Origin of the sequence: Streptococcus vestibularis, assembly GCF_900636445.1 — a bacterium.
Classification (GTDB): domain Bacteria; phylum Bacillota; class Bacilli; order Lactobacillales; family Streptococcaceae; genus Streptococcus; species Streptococcus vestibularis.
Genome location: NZ_LR134275.1, coordinates 1,591,670 through 1,613,725 on the forward strand (window position 1 = coordinate 1,591,670; position 22,056 = coordinate 1,613,725).

At 40.8% G+C, this 22,056-nt stretch carries 25 protein-coding genes and 1 pseudogene; 5 read left to right on the forward strand and 21 right to left on the reverse strand.

Annotated features, from left to right (window positions below; all coding sequences use genetic code 11):
- The first annotated feature begins 58 nt into the window (after positions 1–58).
- The gene (locus EL076_RS08020) at positions 59–424 is read left to right on the forward strand and encodes a hypothetical protein (protein WP_126429960.1); all 366 of its coding nucleotides are present in this window, start codon (positions 59–61) and stop codon (positions 422–424) included.
- A 106-nt stretch (positions 425–530) separates the two neighbouring features.
- Here the strand turns inward: EL076_RS08020 and gatB are convergent, their stop codons facing one another.
- From gatB to EL076_RS08065, 9 genes and pseudogenes are all read right to left on the reverse strand, one after another.
- A complete protein-coding gene (gene gatB, locus EL076_RS08025; protein ID WP_126429962.1) occupies positions 531–1,973 on the reverse strand; it encodes an Asp-tRNA(Asn)/Glu-tRNA(Gln) amidotransferase subunit GatB in 1,443 nt (480 codons plus the stop codon).
- Entirely contained in the window at positions 1,973–3,439 is a 1,467-nt protein-coding gene (gene gatA / locus EL076_RS08030) for an Asp-tRNA(Asn)/Glu-tRNA(Gln) amidotransferase subunit GatA (RefSeq protein ID WP_126429964.1), read from the reverse strand. Before gatA ends, gatB begins: the two co-directional genes overlap by 1 nt.
- Positions 3,439–3,741 (reverse strand): Asp-tRNA(Asn)/Glu-tRNA(Gln) amidotransferase subunit GatC, encoded by a 303-nt coding sequence (gene gatC / locus EL076_RS08035; protein WP_002884769.1) that lies wholly within the window; start codon positions 3,739–3,741, stop codon positions 3,439–3,441. The genes gatA and gatC overlap by 1 nt, the downstream gene beginning before the upstream one ends.
- Positions 3,742–3,880: 139 nt before the next feature.
- A pseudogene (locus EL076_RS08040) lies at positions 3,881–4,378 on the reverse strand (glycosyltransferase); the annotation flags it as partial.
- Positions 4,332–4,742, reverse strand: a complete 411-nt coding sequence (locus tag EL076_RS08045) for a glycosyltransferase (protein ID WP_126429966.1) — start codon at positions 4,740–4,742, stop codon at positions 4,332–4,334. The gene EL076_RS08045 and the pseudogene EL076_RS08040, both read right to left, overlap by 47 nt.
- A 216-nt stretch (positions 4,743–4,958) precedes the next feature.
- Complete coding sequence (locus tag EL076_RS08050; RefSeq protein ID WP_126429968.1) at positions 4,959–6,398, reverse strand: 6-phospho-beta-glucosidase; 1,440 nt, start codon at positions 6,396–6,398, stop codon at positions 4,959–4,961.
- Positions 6,399–6,603: 205 nt separating this feature from the next.
- Positions 6,604–7,155, reverse strand: coding sequence for a cysteine hydrolase family protein (locus EL076_RS08055; protein WP_003093202.1), 552 nt, complete (start codon positions 7,153–7,155; stop codon positions 6,604–6,606).
- Positions 7,156–7,216: 61 nt separating this feature from the next.
- On the reverse strand, positions 7,217–8,002 hold the full coding sequence (gene codY, locus EL076_RS08060) for a GTP-sensing pleiotropic transcriptional regulator CodY (protein WP_003093975.1): 786 nt from the start codon (positions 8,000–8,002) through the stop codon (positions 7,217–7,219).
- A gap of 258 nt (positions 8,003–8,260) precedes the next feature.
- On the reverse strand, positions 8,261–9,475 hold the full coding sequence (locus tag EL076_RS08065) for a pyridoxal phosphate-dependent aminotransferase (RefSeq protein WP_003096246.1): 1,215 nt from the start codon (positions 9,473–9,475) through the stop codon (positions 8,261–8,263).
- 363 nt (positions 9,476–9,838) lie between these two features.
- Here EL076_RS08065 and EL076_RS08070 point away from each other — a divergent pair, with 363 nt between their 5' ends.
- Positions 9,839–10,291, forward strand: a complete 453-nt coding sequence (locus EL076_RS08070; RefSeq protein WP_002891687.1) for a universal stress protein — start codon at positions 9,839–9,841, stop codon at positions 10,289–10,291.
- Between the two features lie 78 nt (positions 10,292–10,369).
- On the opposite strand, the gene EL076_RS08075 is transcribed toward EL076_RS08070, so the two are convergent.
- From EL076_RS08075 to EL076_RS08090, 5 genes are all read right to left on the reverse strand, one after another.
- Positions 10,370–11,122: a hypothetical protein gene (locus EL076_RS08075; RefSeq protein WP_126429970.1), complete on the reverse strand. Its 753-nt coding sequence runs from the start codon at positions 11,120–11,122 to the stop codon at positions 10,370–10,372.
- 69 nt (positions 11,123–11,191) lie between these two features.
- Positions 11,192–11,992, reverse strand: coding sequence for a pyruvate formate-lyase-activating protein (pflA, locus tag EL076_RS08080; protein WP_126429972.1), 801 nt, complete (start codon positions 11,990–11,992; stop codon positions 11,192–11,194).
- 187 nt (positions 11,993–12,179) lie between these two features.
- Positions 12,180–12,332 carry an LPXTG cell wall anchor domain-containing protein gene (locus tag EL076_RS08085; protein ID WP_003094577.1) on the reverse strand — a complete coding sequence of 51 codons (153 nt, stop codon included), beginning with the start codon at positions 12,330–12,332 and terminating at the stop codon, positions 12,180–12,182.
- The gene (locus EL076_RS10430; RefSeq protein ID WP_263973187.1) at positions 12,329–12,454 is read right to left on the reverse strand and encodes a hypothetical protein; all 126 of its coding nucleotides are present in this window, start codon (positions 12,452–12,454) and stop codon (positions 12,329–12,331) included. The genes EL076_RS08085 and EL076_RS10430 overlap by 4 nt, the downstream gene beginning before the upstream one ends.
- A gap of 568 nt (positions 12,455–13,022) precedes the next feature.
- Entirely contained in the window at positions 13,023–14,354 is a 1,332-nt protein-coding gene (locus EL076_RS08090) for a hemolysin family protein (protein WP_003094275.1), read from the reverse strand.
- Positions 14,355–14,463: 109 nt separating this feature from the next.
- Here EL076_RS08090 and EL076_RS08095 point away from each other — a divergent pair, with 109 nt between their 5' ends.
- The 3 genes from EL076_RS08095 to EL076_RS10365 all read left to right on the forward strand — a co-directional run bounded on the left by EL076_RS08095 (position 14,464) and on the right by EL076_RS10365 (position 15,972).
- Positions 14,464–15,246, forward strand: a complete 783-nt coding sequence (locus EL076_RS08095; protein ID WP_126429974.1) for an ABC transporter ATP-binding protein — start codon at positions 14,464–14,466, stop codon at positions 15,244–15,246.
- Positions 15,247–15,650: 404 nt separating this feature from the next.
- Positions 15,651–15,812, forward strand: a complete 162-nt coding sequence (locus EL076_RS10360; protein WP_082162585.1) for an MFS transporter — start codon at positions 15,651–15,653, stop codon at positions 15,810–15,812.
- Between the two features lie 19 nt (positions 15,813–15,831).
- Positions 15,832–15,972 carry a hypothetical protein gene (locus EL076_RS10365; RefSeq protein WP_164555383.1) on the forward strand — a complete coding sequence of 47 codons (141 nt, stop codon included), beginning with the start codon at positions 15,832–15,834 and terminating at the stop codon, positions 15,970–15,972.
- A 48-nt stretch (positions 15,973–16,020) separates the two neighbouring features.
- On the opposite strand, the gene EL076_RS08105 is transcribed toward EL076_RS10365, so the two are convergent.
- The 7 genes from EL076_RS08105 to rsmD all read right to left on the reverse strand — a co-directional run bounded on the left by EL076_RS08105 (position 16,021) and on the right by rsmD (position 22,033).
- Positions 16,021–18,087: a cation:proton antiporter gene (locus EL076_RS08105; protein ID WP_126429976.1), complete on the reverse strand. Its 2,067-nt coding sequence runs from the start codon at positions 18,085–18,087 to the stop codon at positions 16,021–16,023.
- Between the two features lie 8 nt (positions 18,088–18,095).
- A complete protein-coding gene (locus tag EL076_RS08110; RefSeq protein ID WP_003094091.1) occupies positions 18,096–18,338 on the reverse strand; it encodes a hypothetical protein in 243 nt (80 codons plus the stop codon).
- The gene (locus EL076_RS08115) at positions 18,335–18,883 is read right to left on the reverse strand and encodes a tRNA (mnm(5)s(2)U34)-methyltransferase (RefSeq protein WP_048788174.1); all 549 of its coding nucleotides are present in this window, start codon (positions 18,881–18,883) and stop codon (positions 18,335–18,337) included. Before EL076_RS08115 ends, EL076_RS08110 begins: the two co-directional genes overlap by 4 nt.
- Positions 18,880–19,824 (reverse strand): TIGR01212 family radical SAM protein, encoded by a 945-nt coding sequence (locus EL076_RS08120; protein ID WP_003094636.1) that lies wholly within the window; start codon positions 19,822–19,824, stop codon positions 18,880–18,882. The genes EL076_RS08115 and EL076_RS08120 overlap by 4 nt, the downstream gene beginning before the upstream one ends.
- An 85-nt stretch (positions 19,825–19,909) precedes the next feature.
- The gene (locus EL076_RS08125) at positions 19,910–20,986 is read right to left on the reverse strand and encodes a SepM family pheromone-processing serine protease (RefSeq protein ID WP_197716138.1); all 1,077 of its coding nucleotides are present in this window, start codon (positions 20,984–20,986) and stop codon (positions 19,910–19,912) included.
- The gene (coaD, locus tag EL076_RS08130) at positions 20,964–21,461 is read right to left on the reverse strand and encodes a pantetheine-phosphate adenylyltransferase (RefSeq protein ID WP_126429978.1); all 498 of its coding nucleotides are present in this window, start codon (positions 21,459–21,461) and stop codon (positions 20,964–20,966) included. Before coaD ends, EL076_RS08125 begins: the two co-directional genes overlap by 23 nt.
- A gap of 32 nt (positions 21,462–21,493) precedes the next feature.
- The gene (rsmD, locus tag EL076_RS08135) at positions 21,494–22,033 is read right to left on the reverse strand and encodes a 16S rRNA (guanine(966)-N(2))-methyltransferase RsmD (RefSeq protein ID WP_003093460.1); all 540 of its coding nucleotides are present in this window, start codon (positions 22,031–22,033) and stop codon (positions 21,494–21,496) included.
- Between the last annotated feature and the right edge of the window lie 23 nt (positions 22,034–22,056).

A 22,056-nucleotide genomic window follows, 5' to 3' on the forward strand; every position in this document is an offset into this window, starting at 1 on the left:
TTTTGATTGAAAACGTTTTATATAAAGAGTATAATATCTCTCATAAGGAGGCAATAATATGAATTTCATACAGTTTTTAATTGCTTTTGCAGGACTTGTTGTTGGAGTTAGCGCTGTTGCTATACTCTTCTGGTACTTAAGTAAGACTTTGAAGAAAAACGTCATTGTACGTAATAGTAATACCTTTACTATTGTTCATCTTAAAGAGCTAGATCAATACCCTGACTTACTTAAGAATACTAATTTTAAGAAAATGGGAGACTGGACTGTCCATGATAACGGACATGAATTCCGAGGAACTGCCAATGTCTCTAAAGAAAAACTTCGCCAATGGATTATTGATGAATATCATTTAAAAGCTCATCAAGTTATTGTCACTGTTCCTGAAGAAATGAAGGTTGCTTCAGCTCTTCCTCATTTCTAAAGTCACTTAGCCTTTTTCAAAAACTCCTACGAACTCCACTAGTTAGGAGTTTTTGTATACCCTAATAATAGATAAAGAACCAACCTCTCGGCTGGTTCTTTATCTATTACTCTTCTTTCAACTTAGCCAATTCTTGGGAAAGTAACTTGAGGGCTACTTGTGGGTTAGCTTGGCCTTTGGTTGCTTTCATAAGGAAACCGGTGAAGGCCTTGTCAGCGTTACGTTTACCTGACTTGAAGTCGGCTACGGCTGCTTCATTATCTGCAAAGACTTGGTGGATGATTGGGATCAAGACTTCAGGGTCTGAAATCTGTACCAATCCAGCTTTTTCGACGTATTCACGCGCACCTCCACCGTTTTTTGCCAAGTGAACGAAGACTTTCTTGGCAATCTTAGAAGAGATGGTTCCATCTTCGATGATGGCAATCATTTCTACCAAGTTTTCTGGTGTCAACTTGATTTCTTCAAGCGTTTTACCTTCTGCGTTCAAGAATTGTGCGACTTCACCTTGGAGCCAGTTAGACACTTGCTTGGCATCTCCGCCAAGGGCTACGGCTGCTTCGAAGAAGTCAGATGTGACCTTAGTAGCTGTCAATTGGTTGGCATCATAGTCAGACAAGCCAAGCTCTGCCACATAGCGAGCACGACGGTCTTTTGGAAACTCTGGCAACTCAGTACGCATTTCCTCAATCCACTCATCTGAGATTTCAAACAATGGAAGGTCTGGTTCTGGGAAGTAACGGTAATCCGCTGCCCCTTCTTTGACACGCATAAGGATAGTGCTCTTATTAGCTTCATCATAACGGCGTGTTTCTTGACGAATGACACCACCTGAACGCAAGATTTTCGCTTGGCGTTGCACTTCGTATTCAAGACCTTTACGGACGTTTGAGAAAGAGTTCAAGTTTTTCAACTCAGTCTTGGTACCAAATTCCTCTTGACCGTATGGGCGAAGGGAAATGTTAGCATCCACACGCATAGATCCTTCTTCCATCTTGACGTCTGAAATACCAGTATATTGGATGACTTCTTTGAGGGCTGTCAAATAAGCATAGGCTTCTTCTGGAGAACGCATATCGGCTTCAGATACGATTTCGATCAATGGAACCCCTTGACGGTTAAGGTCTACGTAAGAGAATCCATCTGTTCCGTGGGTATTCTTACCGGCGTCTTCTTCCAAGTGGGCACGTTCAATCCCGATTTTCTTAGTTGAACCATCTTCCAATTGCACTTCAATCCAACCGTTGTAACCGATTGGTTCGTCAAATTGCGAAATTTGGTAGGCCTTTGGATTATCAGGGTAGAAATAGTTCTTACGGTCAAAGTGCATGTGCTGGTGGATATCCATATTCAGCGCCAAAGCAGCCTTGATACCAGCATCCACAACACCCTTATTCAAGACAGGAAGCACCCCTGGGAAAGACCAGTCAATCACATTAGTGTTGGCATTTTGCTCGTTCCCAAAGTGAGCAGAGGTTGGTGAGAAAATTTTTGAGTTTGTATTCAATTCAACGTGGACTTCAAGTCCGATGACTGTTTCAAAGTTCATTAATTGTCACCTCCGAAAATTAGGGGTTGTTGCTTGTGGTAATCCGTTGTTGCTTCAAAGGCAGCTGCAGCTTGGTAAATGGTTTCTTCAGAATACTTAGGACCAATCAACTGCAAACCAACTGGAAGACCTTGCGCAAAACCTGCAGGAATCGAAATCCCTGGAAGACCTGCCAAGTTGACTGGGATTGTCAAGAGGTCAGCCAAGTACATGGCAACCGGATCATGATTGAGCGAATCCAAATCAAAGGCCACGCTTGGAGCTGTAGGACCAAGGATGAGGTCGTAATCCGCAAAGACTTTTTCGAAGTCTTGGATAATGAGGGTACGAACTTGACCAGCTTTCTTGTAGTAAGCATCGTAGTAACCAGATGACAAACTAAAGGTACCAAGCATGATACGGCGTTTGACCTCATCGCCAAAGCCTTGGCTACGAGTGTTCACGTAGATATCATCCAAGTTCTTGGCATCCTCTGCACGGAAACCATAGCGAATACCGTCGAAACGTTGCAAGTTTGAAGACGCCTCTGAAGAAGCGATGATATAGTAAACGGCAACACCGTATTTAGAGTGTGGCAAGCTGACTTCTTCGACAGTTGCTCCCAATTTTTCAAAGTGTTTAGCCGCATTAAGGATCGTTTCTTTGACTTCTGGGTCAATTCCTTCACCGAGGTATTCCTTAGGAAGGGCAATCTTCATGCCCTTGATGTCTTGACCAATCTTAGAAGTAAAGTCTGCTACACGAACAGGTGCTGAAGTTGAATCTTTGGCATCTTCACTGGCAATGACATTGAGCAATTGGGCATTTTCCTTAACGGTTTGTGAGAAGGTACCAATTTGGTCAAGTGAGCTACCAAAGGCAATAAGACCGAAACGTGAAACAGTTCCATAAGTTGGTTTGAGACCAACAATCCCGTTGAAGGCAGCTGGTTGGCGGATAGAACCACCGGTATCAGAACCAAGAGACAAACGAACTTGCCCTGAAGCGACAGAAGCTGCTGAACCACTAGAAGATCCACCAGGCACCTTGCTGTGGTCCCAAGCATTTTTAGTCGCCCCATAGTAAGATGTTTCACCAGATCCACCCATAGCAAATTCATCCATGTTGGTCTTCCCGATGACAATCATATCTTTGGCTTTTGCATTGGCAACAGCTGTCGCATCAAAGATAGGCTCGTAGTTGTAGAGCATTTTTGAAGCCGCAGTCGTCAAGATACCATCTGTTGAGATATTGTCTTTGACAGCAAGCGGAATCCCTGACAGGAGGTTATCTGCATCGATTCCTTTTTCATCAATAGCCTTAGCTTGGGCAAGTGCTGCTTCTTCAGCCACCGTCACAAAGGCATTGACCGCTTCTTCACGCGCCTTGATATCGTCAAGTGTCGCTTGGGTCAATTCGGTTGCTGAAATTTCCTTAGAGACAAGGAGGTCGTGCAACTCTTCAATGGTTTTATTGTTGAATGACATTAGGCATCTCCTCCATCTTCTAGGATAGCTGGTACCTTGATGTAGTAGTTGTCTTTTTCAGGTACATTTTTAAACAAGCGGTCACGGTCAGTCCCTTTTTCAGCAACATCCGGACGCAATACGGTCTTACGATCAGCCATAGTCGTTGTTGGGGCAACACCTGTTGTGTCCACTTCTTCCAACAATTCTACCATGTCGACAATTTTAGACAAGGTTGTCGCAAACTCAGCAGTCTCTTCTGGAGAGAATTTCAATTTTGAAAGATTGGCAACGTGGGTTACCTCTTCTTGCGTAATTTTCATCTTGCTTCCTTTCGTGAAATGATGATTTTTCAATACGTTCTATTTTACCATAATTAGGCCTATTTTGCTTGGAGGATCAAAAAACTGTAGTAACTTTTTTGTCACTACAGTTTACAGAGATAGAGCTTTTTCAAAACACTTATCGTATGGCTATCAAGAGCTTTCTCCAAGCCTCTAGGATTTCTGGTTTCAAATACTGTTTTGCCAGGTCATATGAGACTTGGTGCATAGACTCAAGATCACTTTCTAAGGCAAATACAATTTTGTCTGCCATCTGAGAAACAAGCAGGTCCTCATCCATAGTCTCGCTATAAGGGACCAGATAGCCATTCTCACCATCTTTGATGAAGGTTGGATTACCATAACGAGCATCAAAACCAACCAAGGCTAGCCCTGCTCCTACCGCTTCCATCAGAGTCAAACCAAAAGTCTCCCACTGAGAGGTAGTGATATAAAGTTCATACTGTGGGTAGATGTCACGCAAATCCGCATGTCCTCTAAGTTTGATGTAATCATTCGCCTCAAGAGTATCAATCAGTTCTTGTAGATTCTCTTGCTCTCCACCTTTGCCGTAGATGTCAAAGCGAAGATTAGGTTCTTTTTGATGGGCAAGGGCAACGGCTCTTATAGCTAAATCCGCCCAGATCCACTTCAAAAAGTGGTGACAAATCCTGCGTAAAAATCATATCACAATCCAAATAGAGAACACGATCTTCTTGAACAAACTCAAGAATCGCATAACGGAAAAAAGTCGAATAATGAATATGCGCACTTGGAAGCGAAACATGTTTAAAGCTTTCTGCAGACACACGACAATTAAGAATTTCAGAATCAATAGCCTCTAAACGACGATTCATCAGCGTAAACCATTCTGTTGGTAAATTTTCATTTAGCACATAAATTTTCCATTGCCCTTTATGTGCACACAAAGATTTAAGAGCTACCTCTAATTTTTCCATATAGGATAGCTCAGATACAAATACAACTGATTTTTTACCCATGTTTTCTCCCTCTCAAACTTTAATAAAAATATCATTTTTTAGAAAACATTACAATTTCTATCCCTTACAAAAAAGCCAACCCTAAGGCTGACTTTAAATGGAGATCAATTTTCTCTTAGTGCTCGTTAATTGCATAAAATAGGATTCAGACTAACATATGGCTTAAAAAACCAAACACCTCTCAACTCATAGTGTCATGGGGCGAGAACTCATACCCTATTCTACAGAGGCACCGTTACTTGCGATAACTTCTTTGTACCAGTTAAATGATTTCTTCTTAGAGCGTTTAAGGCTACCATTACCATCGTTATCTCGATCCACATAGATGAAGCCATAACGTTTCTTCATTTCACCAGTTCCGGCAGAAACAAGGTCGATACAACCCCAAGTTGTGTAGCCCCAAAGCTCTACACCATCTTCATTGATTGCATCACGCATGGCCTTGATGTGGGCTGCCAAGTAGTCGATACGATAATCGTCTTCAACATAACCATTTTTATCTGGTGTATCCACAGCACCAAGCCCATTCTCAACGATAAACATTGGTTTCTGGTAACGATCCCAAATAGCATTGAGGGTAATACGAAGACCTAGTGGATCAATTTGCCAACCCCACTCTGAAGCTTCCAAATATGGGTTTTTAATAGAGGCAAAGATATTGCCGGCAGTCTTTTCATTAACTTCTGAATCACCTGAAGCCACACGACTTGCATAATAAGAGAAGGAAATAAAATCAACAGTATGCTCTTTAAGAAGGGCCAAATCTTCTTCCGTCATCTCAAGCTCAATGCCATCACGTTCCCACTGTTTCTTAGCATAATTTGGATACTCTCCACGAGCTTGAACATCAATAAAGAAATAGCTACTACGGTCTTCTTGCATGGCTGCCCAGTAGTCACGTGGGTGGGCTGTATTTGGATAATATTGCCCTGCTGCCAACATACAACCGACCTTATTTTCAGGGTCAATCTCATGGGCCAACTTAGTCGCCATGGCTGAAGCTACCAACTCATGGTGGGCCGCCTGGTATTTCACCTTCTCCTCATTCTCACCCTCTTCAAAGCAGAGTCCTGCTCCCATAAATGGTGCATGGAGAATCATATTGATTTCATTGAAAGTGAGCCAGTACTTAACCAAACCTTTATAACGTGTGAAAAGGGTACGGCAAAGATTTTCATAGAAGCCAAGCATCTTACGATTACGCCATCCTCCATACTCGGTAATCAAGTGCATTGGACAATCAAAGTGAGTAATAGTTACTAAGGGTTCAATGCCATGTTTGTGACATTCCTTGAATAGGTCCTCGTAAAAAGCTAGCCCAGCTTCATTTGGCTCATCCTCATCACCCTTAGGAAAAATACGTGACCAAGCAATAGAAAGTCTATAAGTCTTAAAACCGATTTCACCAAAGAGAGCAATATCTTCCTTGTAACGGTGGTACATATCGATACTTTCCTTGGCCGGATAAAAATAACCATCCTCAAAATCAAACATCTTGCGACGTCCAGTAATAATGGAAAGTCGATCCTCACCAATTGGTACCACATCAACATTGGCTAAACCACGCCCATCAGCATCATAGGCACCTTCACATTGGTTGGCTGCTGTCGCACCACCCCACAAAAATCCGTCAGGAAAAGTTAATTTTTTAGTCATTATTCTACCTCCTATATATTTCGACTTAATAATAGTATACAATAGCATGTAATCGTTTTCTTATGGTAAACTACGGAAAACTGATACTATCCTATGATTTTAGACAAAGAATTGAGAGTAGGACTTACTCCTACATTTGATACGAACTGAATTTCAATCCTCTTACCATTATTACAATTATCAAAAAAAGAGTAAGAACCAACTCTTACTCTACAATTGTTGCTCCAAGAACATTTTTTAAATGCCCAATAGCAAAGTCATGTGCTTCAGGTGTCAAGGAGGCTGTTGCACTCTCTACCACCTCGATATCATAGCCCAAATTATAAGCATCAATAGCCGTATGTAACACACAAATATCCGTTAAAACTCCCGTCAAAACAACTGTCGTCACACGACGCTCACGCAAACGAATATCCAAATCTGTTCCTGAAAAAGCCGAATAGTGACGTTTGTCCATCCAAAAGACACGATTGTCATCCTTGATGGCATCATATACACCAGCTAACTTACCATAAAGTTCTCGTCCGTCTGTCCCTGCAATATTGTGAGGCGGAAAGAGTTTAGTCTCAGGATGGAAAGTATCCCCCTCATCATGTCGGTCCATGGCAACAAAGATATAATCTCCATTGTCATAAGCTTCTTGCGTTACCTGAGCAATACGATCTTCAATGGCTTGGGCAGGCTTACCAGCCGTCAACTTCCCATCATCTGCCACAAAATCATAAGAGTAATCAATTGAAATCAATGCCTTGGTCATAAAACCTTCTCCTTTTAAAAAAGTGCGGCGACCTCAGCCTACCTCACTTCTATTCAATGTTTTATTCGTATTCTTTCAATTTGTCGTAGATACCTTCGTTAAGGACTTTAAGATAAGTTCCTTTCATACCAAGCGAACGACTTTCAATAATACCAGCTGATTCTAATTTACGAAGAGCATTAACAATAACAGAACGAGTGATTCCAATACGGTCCGCGATAACAGAGGCTGTCAAACGACCTTCTAAACCGTCCAACTCATTCAAAATAGCTGAAACTGCCTTGATTTCTGAGTAAGACAAGGTGTTAATAGCCATATTAATAGCTGTTTGTTTACGAATCGTTTCTTCCAAGTTTTCTGTTTGAAGATTCAACAATTGCAAACCAACTACTGTAGATGCAATCTCAACCAAGATAAGGTCGTCGTCCACAAAATCATGGTCGTTACGCCAAATAATGAAAGAACCAAGACGCATACCACCACCATAGATTGGTGCAATTGTCGTTAAACCGTCTGGAAAATCATCTTTTGATTCCACTGGGAAAATGGTCAAGTCACTGTCAATACCGATATTTTCTTGAGTATCATAAACACGGCTGATACCACGTGTGTATTCCTCTGGAAGTTGTTTCGCTTCAAAAAACTCTTCCACACGGTCAGTGTTGGTTTTGTATTTCATAGCAAAACCAAGGAGAGCACCACCACCATTTACGATAGCAGCATTACAATCAATAATATCTGCCAACTGAGCAGCCATGTTGTTGTATGGAAGATCTCCTTCCAAGCTATCTACTGAGCGTTGCAAGATAGAAGTAATTTTACGTGTTTTAGCCAGCAAATTCGCCATTTTTATTATCTTCACTTTCTATTTATAATCTTAATAATCTCAGGTCCTGTACCAAGCATATCCGTTAAGACCCGCTAGCCCTATCATTATAGCACACCTGACCTAAAAATTGCAAATAATTGTCTGAAAATTATTTATTATTCTACTATTCATTATATTATGTCTTTTTCAAGGAAAACGTTCGGATTTTAGGTAAAAACGACTCCTTTTTAAGCAAGATAAAAACCGGACAAGCCTTTTTGTCCAGCTTTCACGAATTTAGCGCTTGTAATATGACAAAACACGTTCGATTTTATTTCCAAGATCAGCCAATTCTTCCACACGAGGAAGGTAGACAATACGGAAGTGGTCCGGTTCATTCCAGTTAAAGCCTTTTCCTGGAACCAAGAGGACTTTTTCCTTCTTCAAGAGACGAAGACAGAACTCTTCATCATCGTCAATATCATACATGTTACGGTCAATCTTAGGGAAAATGTAAAGACCTGCATCTGGCTTAACAGCTGTAAGTCCTGGAATATCGTTTACTGTGTTTGTAATAAACTCACGTTGTTCATAAATACGACCACCAGGAATCAGGAGCTCATCAACAGATTGGTAACCACCAAGTGAAGTCTGAATTACGTGTTGAGAGAGCACATTAGAACAAAGGCGCATATTAGACAACATATTAAGCCCTTCAATATAGCCCCGAACATTCTTCTTAGGCCCAGAAAGAACCATCCAACCCACACGGAAACCACAAATACGGTGAGATTTAGAAAGACCATTCATAGATACACAGAAAACGTCTGGTGCAAGACTTGCAATAGCAATGTGCTTCTTACCATCCATAACCAAGCGGTCATAAATCTCATCCGCAAAGATAATCAAGTCATTTTGGCGTGCAATATCAACAATCTGTTCAAGAACATCTTTAGGGTAAAGAGCACCTGTAGGGTTATTCGGATTGATGATAACAATAGCCTTAGTATTTGATGTAATCTTTGATTTGATATCATCAATGTCTGGATACCAGTTAGATTTTTCATCACAGACATAGTGCACAGCGTTACCGCCAGCTAGACTGACACAGGCAGTCCAAAGAGGATAGTCTGGCATTGGGACCAAAACCTCATCTCCATCATCAAGCAAGGCCTGCATAGACATGGAAATCATTTCTGAAACACCATTACCAATATAAATATCATCAATATCTACATTTGGGAATCCCTTTAGCTGGCAATACTGCATAATCGCCTTACGAGCTGAGAAAATCCCTTTACTATCCGAATACCCTTCACTGTTACGAACATTCATAATTAAATCACGAATGACTTCATCTGGTGCTGTAAAACCAAATTCCGCAGGATTTCCTGTATTAAGACGGAGAATTTTTTCACCGTTGGCAATCATACGGTTGGCCTCATCCAAAACTGGACCACGAATATCATAGGCAACGTGTTCCAACTTTGATGATTTATCAAATGTTTTCATAAGTTAATCCTTTCAAAAGATACTAAAGCAGATACATCTAGTAGAAAATAAAAAAATTCAACACCTGATGGAGATTTCCACTTTTATTGACACCAACTTTAGGCTCGGCCATTTCATTTGGTATCATTTCTGAAGACTTGTCTTCCTCTTTTTTAATTATCATGTTTCTTACGAAGCTAATAACAGATTGTATTATACCTCTTTTTCAAGCAATCTTCAATTTTTAGATAATACTGAAATCTTCACATTACCAAGAGCATCCTAAAGTAAGCAGTCAAAAAAAGATTTCAGAAAATCTATAACAACGCTTTCATTTTTTAGATTAAAGGAGTATAATAAAGCTAAAGATAGGAGGTAGAGCTTATGTCTCAACAATATGAACGTATTATGGTAGCTATCGACGGTTCTTACGAATCAGAACTGGCCTTTATTAAAGGTGTGCACGTTGCAAAACGTAATAATGCTCAGTTACTATTGGTACACGTTATCGATACACGCGCCCTTCAAAGCGTTGCGACTTTCGACTCTTATATCTATGAAAAACTAGAAGACGAAGCTAAAGCTGTATTGGCTGACTTTGAACGTCAAGCCAGAGAAGCTGGTTTAACCAAGATTCGCAAAGTTATTGAGTTCGGTAATCCTAAAAGCCTTTTGGCTGTTGATATCCCTGATAAGGAAAATGTTGACCTTATTATGGTTGGTGCCACTGGTCTCAATACTTTTGAACGCTTGCTTATTGGTTCATCTTCTGAATACATTCTCCGTCACGCAAAAGTTGACTTGCTCATTGTTCGTGACTCTGAAAAAACACTTTAGTCACCTCTCACAAGCACCTCTGGTGCTTTTCTCATATAAAAAAGAACCGAGATTTTAACTCTCAGTTCTTTTTTTGTTCTATTTTTCAGACTTTGCTGCTTCAGACATCACTGCTGACTCTGAAGTTGACTGACTTTCTTCGGCCAGGTCTTCACTAGCAGACTGACTTGAGGCACCTGCTTGCTCCAAAGCAAGGCTAGTTGAAAGACTCTCACGCTCCGCTTCCTGACTAAGGCTAGCTTCAACAATCATGAGTTCCTTTTGACGTTCTGTTTCACGAAGATATTCACGTTCTTCAAGTTCTTCCTGACGACGTCTTTCTTGCTCACGTCTTTGAGCTTTCTGACGTTCACGCTTAGCATGGCGTTTTTGCGTCTCATCAATCAAGACCTTAGTGTTGTCTTTAATATGCATCCACTTAATAAGACGAACCAAGAGTCTCCATAGGAAAACAATAATCGATTCTGCAAAAAGAAGAATCTCAACCAGAATAACACCTAGCAAGCTCCAAGCCATGAAGAGTGTAATCAATAATTGCGTGAAAATCTTCTTCAAGTCACCCAAATGATTGTTGTGAATATTAAGAGTCTCAAGGAAAAGATCTAAAATTCCTTGCAAGAGGTGTGATTTAACCGATTTATCTCCCTCTAAGCTCAAGTCCGTTTGAACTTCTGCCGGAGTAACAACGGTCAAGTCACCATCTTGGTAGACGTCAATACGGTCTCCTAATTTTATATCAAAATCAAAAAGCGTGCGATCTATTTTCTTAAGTCGCCCGTCAGGATGACTGAGATAAACAAAGTCATCATCAAATTTTAAAATACGAAACATAATTTACCTGCTATTTATTGCTCCCTAAATAATAGCAAAGTTAAAAAGCCCTTGTCAAGAGCTTCTTTTTCAATCCAAGGTTTTGACACCGATACGATTTTTATACTCTTGATAGGTTTCCGTATGCATAAGAGCCTTAGCATTTTTAACACGGTCTGCAGTTGGTGGTTTGACACCTTCCAATGGATAAGGGATGCCAAGTTCACGCCATTTAAACTCACCCATTGTATGATAGGGAAGAATTTCAAATTTATCGACATTTTTCAAGGTCTTTACAAACTCACCAAGCTTAACCAAGTGTTCGTCAAAGTCTGTCAAACCAGGTACCAAGACATGGCGAATCCAGACTGGAACTTGTTTATCAGACAGATATTGAGCAAATTCCAAAATATTCTTATTAGGTTGACGAGTCACAAACTTGTGTTGTTCGGGGTCAATCTCTTTGATGTCAAGTAGGACCAAGTCTGTCACAGCCAAAAGTTTGTCAACAACTTCATGATACTCAGGAGTATTGCGGTAAACAAACCCACAAGTATCAAGCGTACAATGAATTCCTAGTTTCTTAGCCTCTGTAAAGAGGGCAGTGACAAAATCAATCTGAAGCATGGCCTCACCACCTGATACAGTGATACCACCATGCTCACTCCAGAAATGACGGAAACGAAGAGCCTCATCTAAGACATCTTCAACTGTACGTTCAACAGCCTTATTTGACTCCATAGCCCAAGTATCTGGGTTATGACAATATTGGCAACGCATCTTACAGCCTTGCATGAAAACAATAAAACGGATACCAGGACCATCTACAGATCCAAAACTTTCGGTTGAATGAACAAGTCCAGTCACCTGACTGTAATCAATTTCTGCCATGGCAGCCTCCTTGAAAACGCTTTTTACATGATTTTATTATACCTCTTTTATCGGAAACATGCTCCATATCTGCCTGAATTCAAGCAAAGGTTATACTATAATACATCTGAAATTACAATATAACTATACTATACCAGAAGAAAAAGTAAAAAGCTGGAAGAATCCAGTTTTTTTATTATCTATACGATTAGGCACGTTTCTTAAATCCCAATAAAACTGCAAGAGCAAGGAAGAATGTTCCTACAAATGTCAAGATTGCAGTTGATGCTTCACCAGTCTTGGGAAGAGTGACTTCTTTACCTTTGGCATCTTTACCAGTCAATGTACCGTCAGCATTCACTTTGAATCCTTTACTTCAGGAGCAACAAGACTTGTTGTACCGTCATTATCGGCAACAACAAGTTGACTATTTTGTGTAGAAACGATTGTTTGACCAGCTGCTGTGATAACTGGTGGTGTCACAGTAACAACAGGTTGACCATTAACGTTGACTGAAGGAACTTCAGGTGATTAAGGGGCCTCACTTGTATTTATATCTGTATCATTTTTTGGCTGCGTAAGAACAGTATCATTTGTCGCAATGCCGTCATCTGCAAAAGAAGTTACTGGTAGAAAAGCTCCTAGAGTAAGGGTGAGTAAAAGCAAGCTACTATGTATAGAATATAGAGATTTTTTAGAAGCTATTAAGATTTTCCCTGTTCATTTATCAGTTAATTTATATTCTGTCATAAAAAGAAATAGAGAAGCGTTTTAATCAAAATCTTATTTATTTTTATTCTTAATCTACCATCATTTCAAAACCTGTTTAAATTACTTCAAAAAACAAGGTCGTAGGCCAATAATAACTAGATGTTTTATTGAAATATAAAAGCATAGCGATTTTCATCCATTTTCTAATCTAATTACATCTATTAAAAACATTTAGCAAAAAGATAATAAAAAGCGCTTCCTATTCAAAGGAAAGAAGGCGCTCAATTATCATTATCTTACTTTTTAGCTCTAGTCTTTTCTAATCTAAAGCTGGTAAATTCTATTCTCCTGCTTCTTCTGGAGCTGATGTGATGATTACCTTAAGTTTGGTTACGCGACCATCCTTAACCTTATCGTTAATAAATTCAAGATGTTTGTCCTTGTTGATAACTTCATAATGTTCCTTGACTTCTTGAGTGGGAATTGCTCCTACACCAGTCAAATAATAGCCTGCGATAGTATCAACATCATCACTTTCAAGCTCTGTGTCAAAGTGTTCATTGAAGTCATTAAGAGTCATAGCCCCCTCAACAATATAGGTATTCTCTCCTATTTCACGAACTTCCACACTAGCTTTATCTGTTTCGTCATCAATTTCACCGACGATTTCTTCCAAAAGATCCTCGAAGGTCACCAGACCAGCCACACCACCATATTCATCAAGCAAAATGGCCATTTGATTATTGGTGTTACGAAAGGCTGCCAAGAGGTCATCAACGAAAATTGTTTCTGGAACAAAGAGGGGGTCATTCATGATGCGGCGAAGCTTAACATTCTCAAAACCAAGCTCATAACCCGCTTGAAGGAGGTTTTTAGTATGGATTACACCGATAATTTTATCCTTATCATCTTCGTAGACAGGGATACGAGAGAAGCTTTGTTTTAGAATGGCTTGGATATTTTCCTGAGTATTGTCTTCAATATCAATCATGAAGGCATCTGTACGAGGAACCATGACTTCACGCGCCATTAATTCATCAAGAGAAAAGACACCTTGAAGCATTTCGATTTCTTCAGCCTCAAGTGTATCTTCGCTCTTGGTCAACATGTACTCGATCTCATCACGAGTCATCTGCTCATCCGCATCATCAAAAGTCATAGGTGTTAAACGAGACACAAGATTTGTCGATGCTGAAAGAATCCAAACAAAGGGACTAACAATCTTACCAGTAACAATAATGACAGGCGCTGAGTAGATGGCTAGATTTTCTTTAAGATTCATGGCAATACGCTTAGGATAAAGCTCACCAAAAACGATAGAAATATAAGTCAAGATCACCAAAGATACCACGCTACCTGCTGTTTTAGCCCAGGCTACGTGGCCAAACCAGGTCGCTATGACTGCTCCTAGCGAAGCAGAGAGACTGGCCCCTTGCAAAAGACTGATAAAAGTAATACCAACCTGAATAGTCGATAAGAAATTATTGGGATTTTCAAGAACCTTTAGCAGACGAATAAATTTCTTGTCGCCTTCTTCAGCCTTTTGTTCCACACGTGAACGGTTTAGTGATACTAAAGCCATCTCAGACGCTGAGAAAAAGGCCGTAAGCAAGGTTAAAATTAGTAATAAAATAAATTGAAATAATAAGGACTGACCACTAGAGTCTTCCATTTTATCTTCTCCTCTAAAAAAATTCTGACTTCCATTATATCACAATTTTCCAATATAGGTTCCTATTTTATGCTATAATTAGAGTAATTTATCATCGAAGGAGAGACCTATGTCACTTATACGCTTAGAAAATGTCAGCTTGGCTCGCCAAGGAAAAACACTCTTGTCCGATCTTAACTGGACAGTTGAAAAAGGCCAGACCTGGGCTATCCTTGGACTTAATGGTGCAGGGAAATCAACACTTCTACGCTTATTGACAGCTGAATTCTTTCCTTCTGAAGGTCATGCTGAAATACTTGGCTATGCCTTTGGTAACGGGGACATCACGGGTCTTCGCAAACATATCGGTATTGTCAGTTCCTTCATCACTGAGCGTCTGCCTAAGCATATGACCGCTGAAAAAATCGTCCTTACTGGTAAATACAAGAGCTCAATCCTCTACAAGGCATATGGGGATAAGGAGTTGCAAGAAGCTAAGGACATGCTGAACTCACTTGGTGCTGGGGATTTGATAGGTCGTAAATACCATAGCCTCTCTCAAGGAGAAAAACAAATTTGTTTGATTGCTCGCAGTCTCATGGAAGATCCTGACATCATTATCCTTGATGAAGCGACTGTTGGCTTGGACCTATTTGCTCGTGAAAAGCTCTTGCGTCAGATTGATCGTATCACCTCGCTTCCTCATGCTCCGCTGGTTCTTTACGTCACTCATCACGCTGAGGAAATTACCGAAAACATGGACCATATTCTCCTACTCCGTCAAGGAAAAATCGTAGCACAAGGACCCAAAAATGATGTCATCACACCAGAAGTTTTAGCTGACTTCTACCAAAACCCTGTTCAAATTATTCCAATTGATGACCATCGTTTTTACATTAACCCACTTCTCTAAAAACCGATCAATATTAGCTTGATTTAGGGCTAATTTACGAACAACATTAAAGAAACAAGTCCCTTAGACTATAAGTCTGGGGGATTTGTTCTTTCATCATTACTTCTCTTTTATTTGAGATACACCATACAAAATTAAAGCTAGAAGGACAAGGTGTTCTATAGACATTCTTGAATAAAATAAATAGTGTAGCGACTATATATAAGTGGCTTTTGTCAGAGATTTTACTGTGTGAGGAAATCTTTTGACTTTTACCAATTCAATAACAAAACAGTTCTTTTTTTGACCGAATAGATTCTAAGATTAACCACATAGACATATGATATTGTCCGAGAGCTACCCTTTCGATACATTAGTAAGTGTTAAAACAACAGATCTTCAGATATAGAAAGAGAGGTAGAAACATGACTAAAGTAACAGGTTTTGGATTAATCGGTACAGCAGTAACAGTTATCATTTACAGTATTCCCGGCTTCCCAAAAATAGAGACTTCCCTTGGGCCACTCTTTCCAGTTGCCTTATTGATCTTCTTTACAATTGAGAATCTCATGAAAAAAAGATTATAAATCTAGCCTCATTAGTATCTTGACTGGGCTGATGATTGCTAATGCAATCTATGACCTACTCCCTATTCCTACCGAAACTCTGATTGTTGCCGGTATCCTAGTAGGCCTAGGATTGGGCTATCTCTTTCCTGACCACGATAATGAGAAAAACAAACATTAAAAGAAGCCAAATTAATAACTTGGCTTCTTTTTTACTCTAAATTCTTTCTTAAGCTCCCCTTCGGGCCAGATTAATCATATCATAGGTCAAAGTATTGCTTGTTTCTTTGAGAGAATAGTCCTCCAAAGTATTGACTTCCTTACGAAGCTGTTTGGCATAACGACTAGAAATAAGCTCAGCCTGTTCATATTCGTTGATAACCTTACGTTCCAAATAATAGCCTCGCAACATTTCATCAACATTGTCTGGATTTAAGTGGGTGATAACCCTCTCGACAAAGGCTCCTGATTGGATAATTTCAGCCTCTCGAAGTCGACTGCGTTTCAAATAAGACAAAAGATCTGAATGATAGACACCTTCCAGGTTGCTCAAGGCTTCCAAAACCTGCTCAGTATTTGTTAAATAAAGCTCAGTCATATGGTCACGATTTTCCTCAGTCAATCGAGGACCTCGCCTATTCTCCTCTTGTTCAATTCGAAACTTGAAGGTAAGAGCTAAGTGCAAAATTCTACGAAGACCACGAACGAAAACAGCAAAGGCATAAGAGAGACTAGAAACAAAACCTCGGTTAATACGACGCTCTAAGCCCTTGATATAACGTTGGTAGAGATTGTATTCGAGTTCTGAAATCTTACCCTTCTTGTAGGCATATTCCAGACCCTCACTCTCAATTTCCATAATCATGACTCGGATATTGGCCAACTCTTTTTTGACATCATTTGATTCCTGCTCCAAGACTAAATCTTCCAAGCGTTGATTGTAGTTGTCAATAGTAGCATAGACAGATCCTTGATTAGTTGACTGTTTTAGATCTTTTTCCAACTCACCGACCACATCATTAAGAATGGCAATCTGCATATAATGGTTGGTCGTATGAGCTGGTCCAGTCGCTAGCTTAGGTAGGACTAAAATACCTATCAAGAAGCTCAATAGCGTAACACCCGCTACCGTAAAGAGTAAGAGACTGTGTTCTAGCGCAGTCATATTGGCAATCGGAAGCAAAAGGATTGTTGCAATCGAAACCGTTCCTTTTACGCCAGAAAAAGTCAAAAGCGTAGCACCCTTCCATATTTTTTTCAATGACCGTTTGGTCCGCCAAGCTCTTTGGGCAAACACTGCGCTAATCATGACAAATCGAATTCCAAACATGATCGCTGTTAACAAGACGATGGCAAGAAACATCCAAAGCGTATCGCAAGTACTGATAGACAGTACTGGGGTTGCTAAGGTTGGCAGTTCCGTCCCCAGAAGGAAAAAGACCATACCATTAAGCATGAAGGTAATGGTTCCCCAAATCGTATGGGAAACACTATCCAGTTTGGCATCAAAAACGGTGATTTTTTTGAAACGACTGGCAAGCGAAATCCCTGCTACGACAACAGCAATAATTCCAGAAGCATGAATTTCCTCGGCTACAAAATAAGAGGAGATCGGTAGTACCAGCTCTAGTAAGAGAGCACCTGTGACATCTGCAGCATCCATATTATCCAAAATGGTCAAAAAGAGGCGATTAAATAGGGCTGTAATCAAGCCAACCAAAAAACCACCAAGCACAGAGATAACCAAATTCCAGCTCGCATCCAGGAGGGAGAAGGCACCCGTTGTCAAAGCGGTCACTGCCACCTGAAAGGCGACCAAGCCAGAGGCATCATTCAGCAAACCCTCTCCCTGCAGAATATAACTAATCCACTTTGGAAAACTGAAACGTTTAGAAATAGCGGAATAGGCAACCAAATCCGTTGGACCAAGAGCGGCACCGATTGCTAGACAGGCAGACAAGGGCACCGAAGCAGGCAAGACGGCCTTAGCAAGATAGCCGATTCCCAGTGTAGACACGAAGATGACTGGAAAGATCAAAAATAGAATGAGTTTCCAGTTACGGAGAATACTGGTAATGTCACTCTCTTCGCCCTCACGAAAAAGCAAGGGAGCAATAATAAACGCTAGAAAAAGTTCCGTTTCAAGCTCAAAAACTTCCCCCTTAAGAAGAAAACCAATACCAACCCCAAAAATAATTTGAATCAAAGGTAGGGGAAGACGTGGAAAGACACGATTGATAACGTTCGATAAAATCAAGCTAAAAAAAAGAACAAGCAAAGCTAATGATAAATGCATAGTTCCTCCTAACCTTCCTTATGACAACAGTTTGAGAATAGTTCTTTTTGCTTGCGAATTTTTTTATCAATGGCAGTCACGTCTTCTTTTGCTAAAAGTTTATGGCAACGTTCGACCTCAAGACTAGCTAACTTTTTCTTAATTTTAGCCGTTTTACGATTATCAACCTTTTTCAAAGTATCTTCGGCACTTTGCTTATCTATATATTTGACCTGCATATCTGCAAGCTTTTCTTTAATATCTGTAATCATTGTAATTTCTCCAACATCACCAAAAATGGTGGGGTATTAATTTGATTAAGGGGTTGGTAAAGCATGGCTGTAAAATCACGCTGGTCCAAACCGATAACGTACTCGAGCACAGCATCCTTCTCCATATCGCCGCCATCATGACCATAGTAAATCATAATAGCTAAACGACCACCCACCTCTAGACGGTCAAGGATCTTCTCAATGGCCTCAAGAGTCGTGTGGGGTTTGGTAATAACACTCTTATCTGCAGATGGCAGGTAGCCCAGATTGAAAATAGCTGCACGAATAGGTTCCGTGACATAACGGTCCAGATTTTCATGGCCATCTAAAATAAGTTGCGCATTTTCAATTTCCAAGTCCGACAAGCGTTGACGAGTCTTTTCGAGCGCCTGCTCCTGCACGTCAAAAGCATAGACCTTCTTGGCAAGGCCAGCCAGAAAGGCTGTATCATTACCGTTTCCCATGGTTGCATCAACAGCAACACTCTCGTCATCCAGCACTTCTGCTAGAAAGTCATGAGACAGATGAATTGGTAGTTTAATCATGCTTTCTCCTCCTTCTCGCTAGCTGCTTTGCACCCTTGCCATGAGTCACGACGTTCCATCTCTTTGTCAATAGCATTGAGGACTTCCCACTTATTGAGACTCCACATAGGACCAATCAACATATCTCGCGGCGCATCACCAGTGATTCGATGAATAACGATATCCTCAGGGATGATTTCCAACTGGTCACAGATGATGGACACATACTCTTCCTGACTCAGTAATTTAAGACGTCCCTCGTGGTAGTCTCTTTGCATACGGGTATTAGTCATCAAGTGGAGCAAATGAAGCTTAATTCCTTGAATGTCATTATCAGTTACGCAACGGCGAACATTTTCCACCATCATCTCGTGGGTTTCCCCTGGCAGCCCATTAATCAGATGCGATACAATCTCAGCCTTTGGCGCACGCTCACGCACGCGCTTAACCGTCTCCACATAGAGATCATAACTGTGTGCTCGGTTAATAAGCTCCGACGTCTCTTCATAAGTCGTTTGCAAGCCAAGTTCAACGGTCACATGCATACGTTCTGTGAGTTCTGCCAGATAATCAATCACATCGTCTGGCAAACAGTCTGGACGGGTACCGATATTGATTCCAACAACACCAGGCTCATTGATAGCCTGTTCGTAGCGTTCCTTAATAACCTCAAGCGGCGCGTGGGTATTGGTAAAATTTTGAAAATAAACCAGATATTTCTGAACTTCTGGCCACTTGCGGTGCATGAAGTCAATCTCATGGTAAAACTGCTCACGAATCGGTGCCTCAGGAGCTACAATAGCGTCACCAGACCCCGATACTGTGCAAAAGGTACAGCCACCGTGAGCAACTGTTCCATCACGGTTGGGACAATCAAAGCCCGCATCTATAGGAAGTTTGAAAATCTTTTCGCCAAAAATTTCACGATAGTAATCATTGACTGTTCTATAACGTTTTTTCATAAAGACTATTATAACACTTTGCCCTAAAAAAGAGAGTAAGACTAGGACAAAAATCATGGATTTCTGCCTGTCCCACTCTCGCTTCTTATTTAGTTTTTTTCAAATAATCAATGGCTTCTTGAGCTGTTTTAATAGGGACGATTTTCATCTTGGTCCTCAGTTTCTTGGCAGCTTCCTTGGCCTCTTGATAATTAGTCTTGGCATCCGGATCAACCTTTTTCATTTCCTTAGTTACTGGATTATTTGGCACGAAGAAAATGTCTGCGCCACTATCAGCCGCTGATTTCACCTTAAGGTAGGCACCACCGATATCACCAACCGAACCATCTTTTTCAATAGTTCCTGTCCCAGCAATCTTACGACCAGCCTTAAGATCTTGACCAGACACCTGATCGTAAATAGCTAAGGTAAACATAAGACCAGCGCTCGGTCCGCCAACACCATCTAGTTTAAACTTAACATTCTCAGGACTCTTGACCTCAGTATGGTCCGTTAGGCCGATACCAATACCATTTTTGCCATTGGCGATCTTAATAATCTTACCAGTAGCAGTCTTTTCTTTGTCATCTGTCGTATAAGTGACCTTGACTTTTGAACCCAACTTAAGCCCTTGAACGTATTTAATCAAGTCAGTAGAATTATCAAAGGTCTTGCCATTAACAGCCGTCACCGTATCAGCGATATTGAGGACACTCTTGAAGCTAGAATCATCAGCAACCTGAAGCACATAGACACCCATATACTCCAAACTAGCCTCCTTACCAGCCAGTGTCAAGCCCTGATAAATCGCTTGGTTTTGAGAAGTCTCCATGTAAAATTGGTTAATACGCATGAAATCTTCATCAGAGTAATTTCCGGTTGCTTCTTTAGCTGTTTGAAGCTTTGCAAAATCATTAAGCTGAGCATAGAGCATCAAGGCCAAAGTCGCCTTGGTTTGGGCCACCGCCACAAAATTGTAGGATCCTTTTGAATCATCAGCTTTCTTATCTACAGTCAAGACTTCCTTGGTATCAAAAGCACCACCCGGAAGCTCAACATAATAATTATTTAGCGGGAAAAAGAGGGCAAAAAGGAGGAAAAGTACCGTAAAAATACTTAATAACCACCACTTAATACGCCACATTTTCTCTAATAGTAATTTAGATTTTGTCTTGTTTGCCACGCTTGGCCTCCACTTCCTTAACTACTGCTTGCGGAACATAAGAGCTAATGTTCCCCTCAAAATAAATCAACTCACGTACACGACTCGAGGAGACAGGTGTCACCTCATGACTAGCAATCAAATAAACCGTTTCTAATTCAGGCGCCAAACCTTTATTGAAATAGTCCATATTGGCCTCATAGTCAAAATCTGTCGCATTGCGAAGGCCTCGAACCAAATAAGTCACCCCAAGATCTTTGGCGACATCTACAGCCAGACTATCGTGAGCCGTTATAACCTTGACATTGGGAAGATCTGCTACAACCTCTTCCAAGATACGCTTGCGAGTCGCAACATCCCAGAAGCCCTGCTTATTTTTATTATAAAAAAGGCCTATATAGAGCTCATCAAAGAGCTTGCTGGCTCTGGCAATGATATCCATATGCCCATTGGTAATTGGATCAAAAGACCCCGTAAACATAGCAATCTTTGTCATAGCATTCCTTTCTACAACTTACCTATCAAAGGCTAACGCACGTAAACGGTTACCTTACTGATACCATAGGTTTTCTGCTTCCAAATCCCAAAGTTTGAAATTTCTTCAGGCAAGTCCACTGCCTTATCCGTCTCGCAAACCAACATAACTTCTTCAGCCAAGAGCCCTTGCTCCTCTAACTGAGTAATATTGGCCACAATCTGCTCTTTGGCATAAGGCGGATCTAAAAGCACCAAGTCAAATTGACCTGTCAATTGGGTCAGTGCACGCGCTGCATCCATCTTCAAAAGCTGGAACTGCTTCTCACTCTTGGTTATTTTGATATTTTCCTGAATAATGGCTTGTGCCCGACGGTCTTTCTCCACGAGGACAGCAGACGACATGCCACGACTAATAGCCTCAATGGCCAGACTACCACTCCCAGAAAAAAGATCCAAAACACGTCCTCCATCAAAGAAAGGACCAATCATATTGAAAATGGCACCCTTGACCTTGTCCGTTGTTGGACGAGTCGTTTTGCCTTCTAACGTTTTAAGCGGACGTCCGCCAAAATCACCTGCTACAACACGCAAGTCGGTCACCTCGTTTCATTATT

Excerpts from the sequence above, each read along its gene's own strand:
- EL076_RS08075 (WP_126429970.1), bottom strand. The coding sequence starts at position 11,122 with ATGTTTCGTATTTTAAAATTTGATGATGACTTTGTTTATCTCAGTCAT.
- EL076_RS08110 (WP_003094091.1), bottom strand. The coding sequence starts at position 18,338 with ATGATTACAGATATTAAAGAAAAGCTTGCAGATATGCAGGTCAAATAT.
- EL076_RS10360 (WP_082162585.1), top strand. The coding sequence starts at position 15,651 with ATGACTAAAGTAACAGGTTTTGGATTAATCGGTACAGCAGTAACAGTT.
- EL076_RS08090 (WP_003094275.1), bottom strand. The coding sequence starts at position 14,354 with ATGGAAGACTCTAGTGGTCAGTCCTTATTATTTCAATTTATTTTATTA.
- codY (WP_003093975.1), bottom strand. The coding sequence starts at position 8,002 with ATGGCGAATTTGCTGGCTAAAACACGTAAAATTACTTCTATCTTGCAA.
- EL076_RS08055 (WP_003093202.1), bottom strand. The coding sequence starts at position 7,155 with ATGACCAAGGCATTGATTTCAATTGATTACTCTTATGATTTTGTGGCA.
- gatC (WP_002884769.1), bottom strand. The coding sequence starts at position 3,741 with ATGAAAATTACGCAAGAAGAGGTAACCCACGTTGCCAATCTTTCAAAA.
- EL076_RS08020 (WP_126429960.1), top strand. The coding sequence starts at position 59 with ATGAATTTCATACAGTTTTTAATTGCTTTTGCAGGACTTGTTGTTGGA.
- EL076_RS08070 (WP_002891687.1), top strand. The coding sequence starts at position 9,839 with ATGTCTCAACAATATGAACGTATTATGGTAGCTATCGACGGTTCTTAC.
- EL076_RS08115 (WP_048788174.1), bottom strand. The coding sequence starts at position 18,883 with ATGATTAAACTACCAATTCATCTGTCTCATGACTTTCTAGCAGAAGTG.
- coaD (WP_126429978.1), bottom strand. The coding sequence starts at position 21,461 with ATGACAAAGATTGCTATGTTTACGGGGTCTTTTGATCCAATTACCAAT.
- EL076_RS08065 (WP_003096246.1), bottom strand. The coding sequence starts at position 9,475 with ATGAAAACATTTGATAAATCATCAAAGTTGGAACACGTTGCCTATGAT.
- EL076_RS08105 (WP_126429976.1), bottom strand. The coding sequence starts at position 18,087 with ATGCATTTATCATTAGCTTTGCTTGTTCTTTTTTTTAGCTTGATTTTA.
- EL076_RS08095 (WP_126429974.1), top strand. The coding sequence starts at position 14,464 with ATGTCACTTATACGCTTAGAAAATGTCAGCTTGGCTCGCCAAGGAAAA.
- gatA (WP_126429964.1), bottom strand. The coding sequence starts at position 3,439 with ATGTCATTCAACAATAAAACCATTGAAGAGTTGCACGACCTCCTTGTC.
- EL076_RS08045 (WP_126429966.1), bottom strand. The coding sequence starts at position 4,742 with ATGGGTAAAAAATCAGTTGTATTTGTATCTGAGCTATCCTATATGGAA.
- pflA (WP_126429972.1), bottom strand. The coding sequence starts at position 11,992 with ATGGCAGAAATTGATTACAGTCAGGTGACTGGACTTGTTCATTCAACC.
- EL076_RS08120 (WP_003094636.1), bottom strand. The coding sequence starts at position 19,824 with ATGAAAAAACGTTATAGAACAGTCAATGATTACTATCGTGAAATTTTT.
- EL076_RS08050 (WP_126429968.1), bottom strand. The coding sequence starts at position 6,398 with ATGACTAAAAAATTAACTTTTCCTGACGGATTTTTGTGGGGTGGTGCG.
- gatB (WP_126429962.1), bottom strand. The coding sequence starts at position 1,973 with ATGAACTTTGAAACAGTCATCGGACTTGAAGTCCACGTTGAATTGAAT.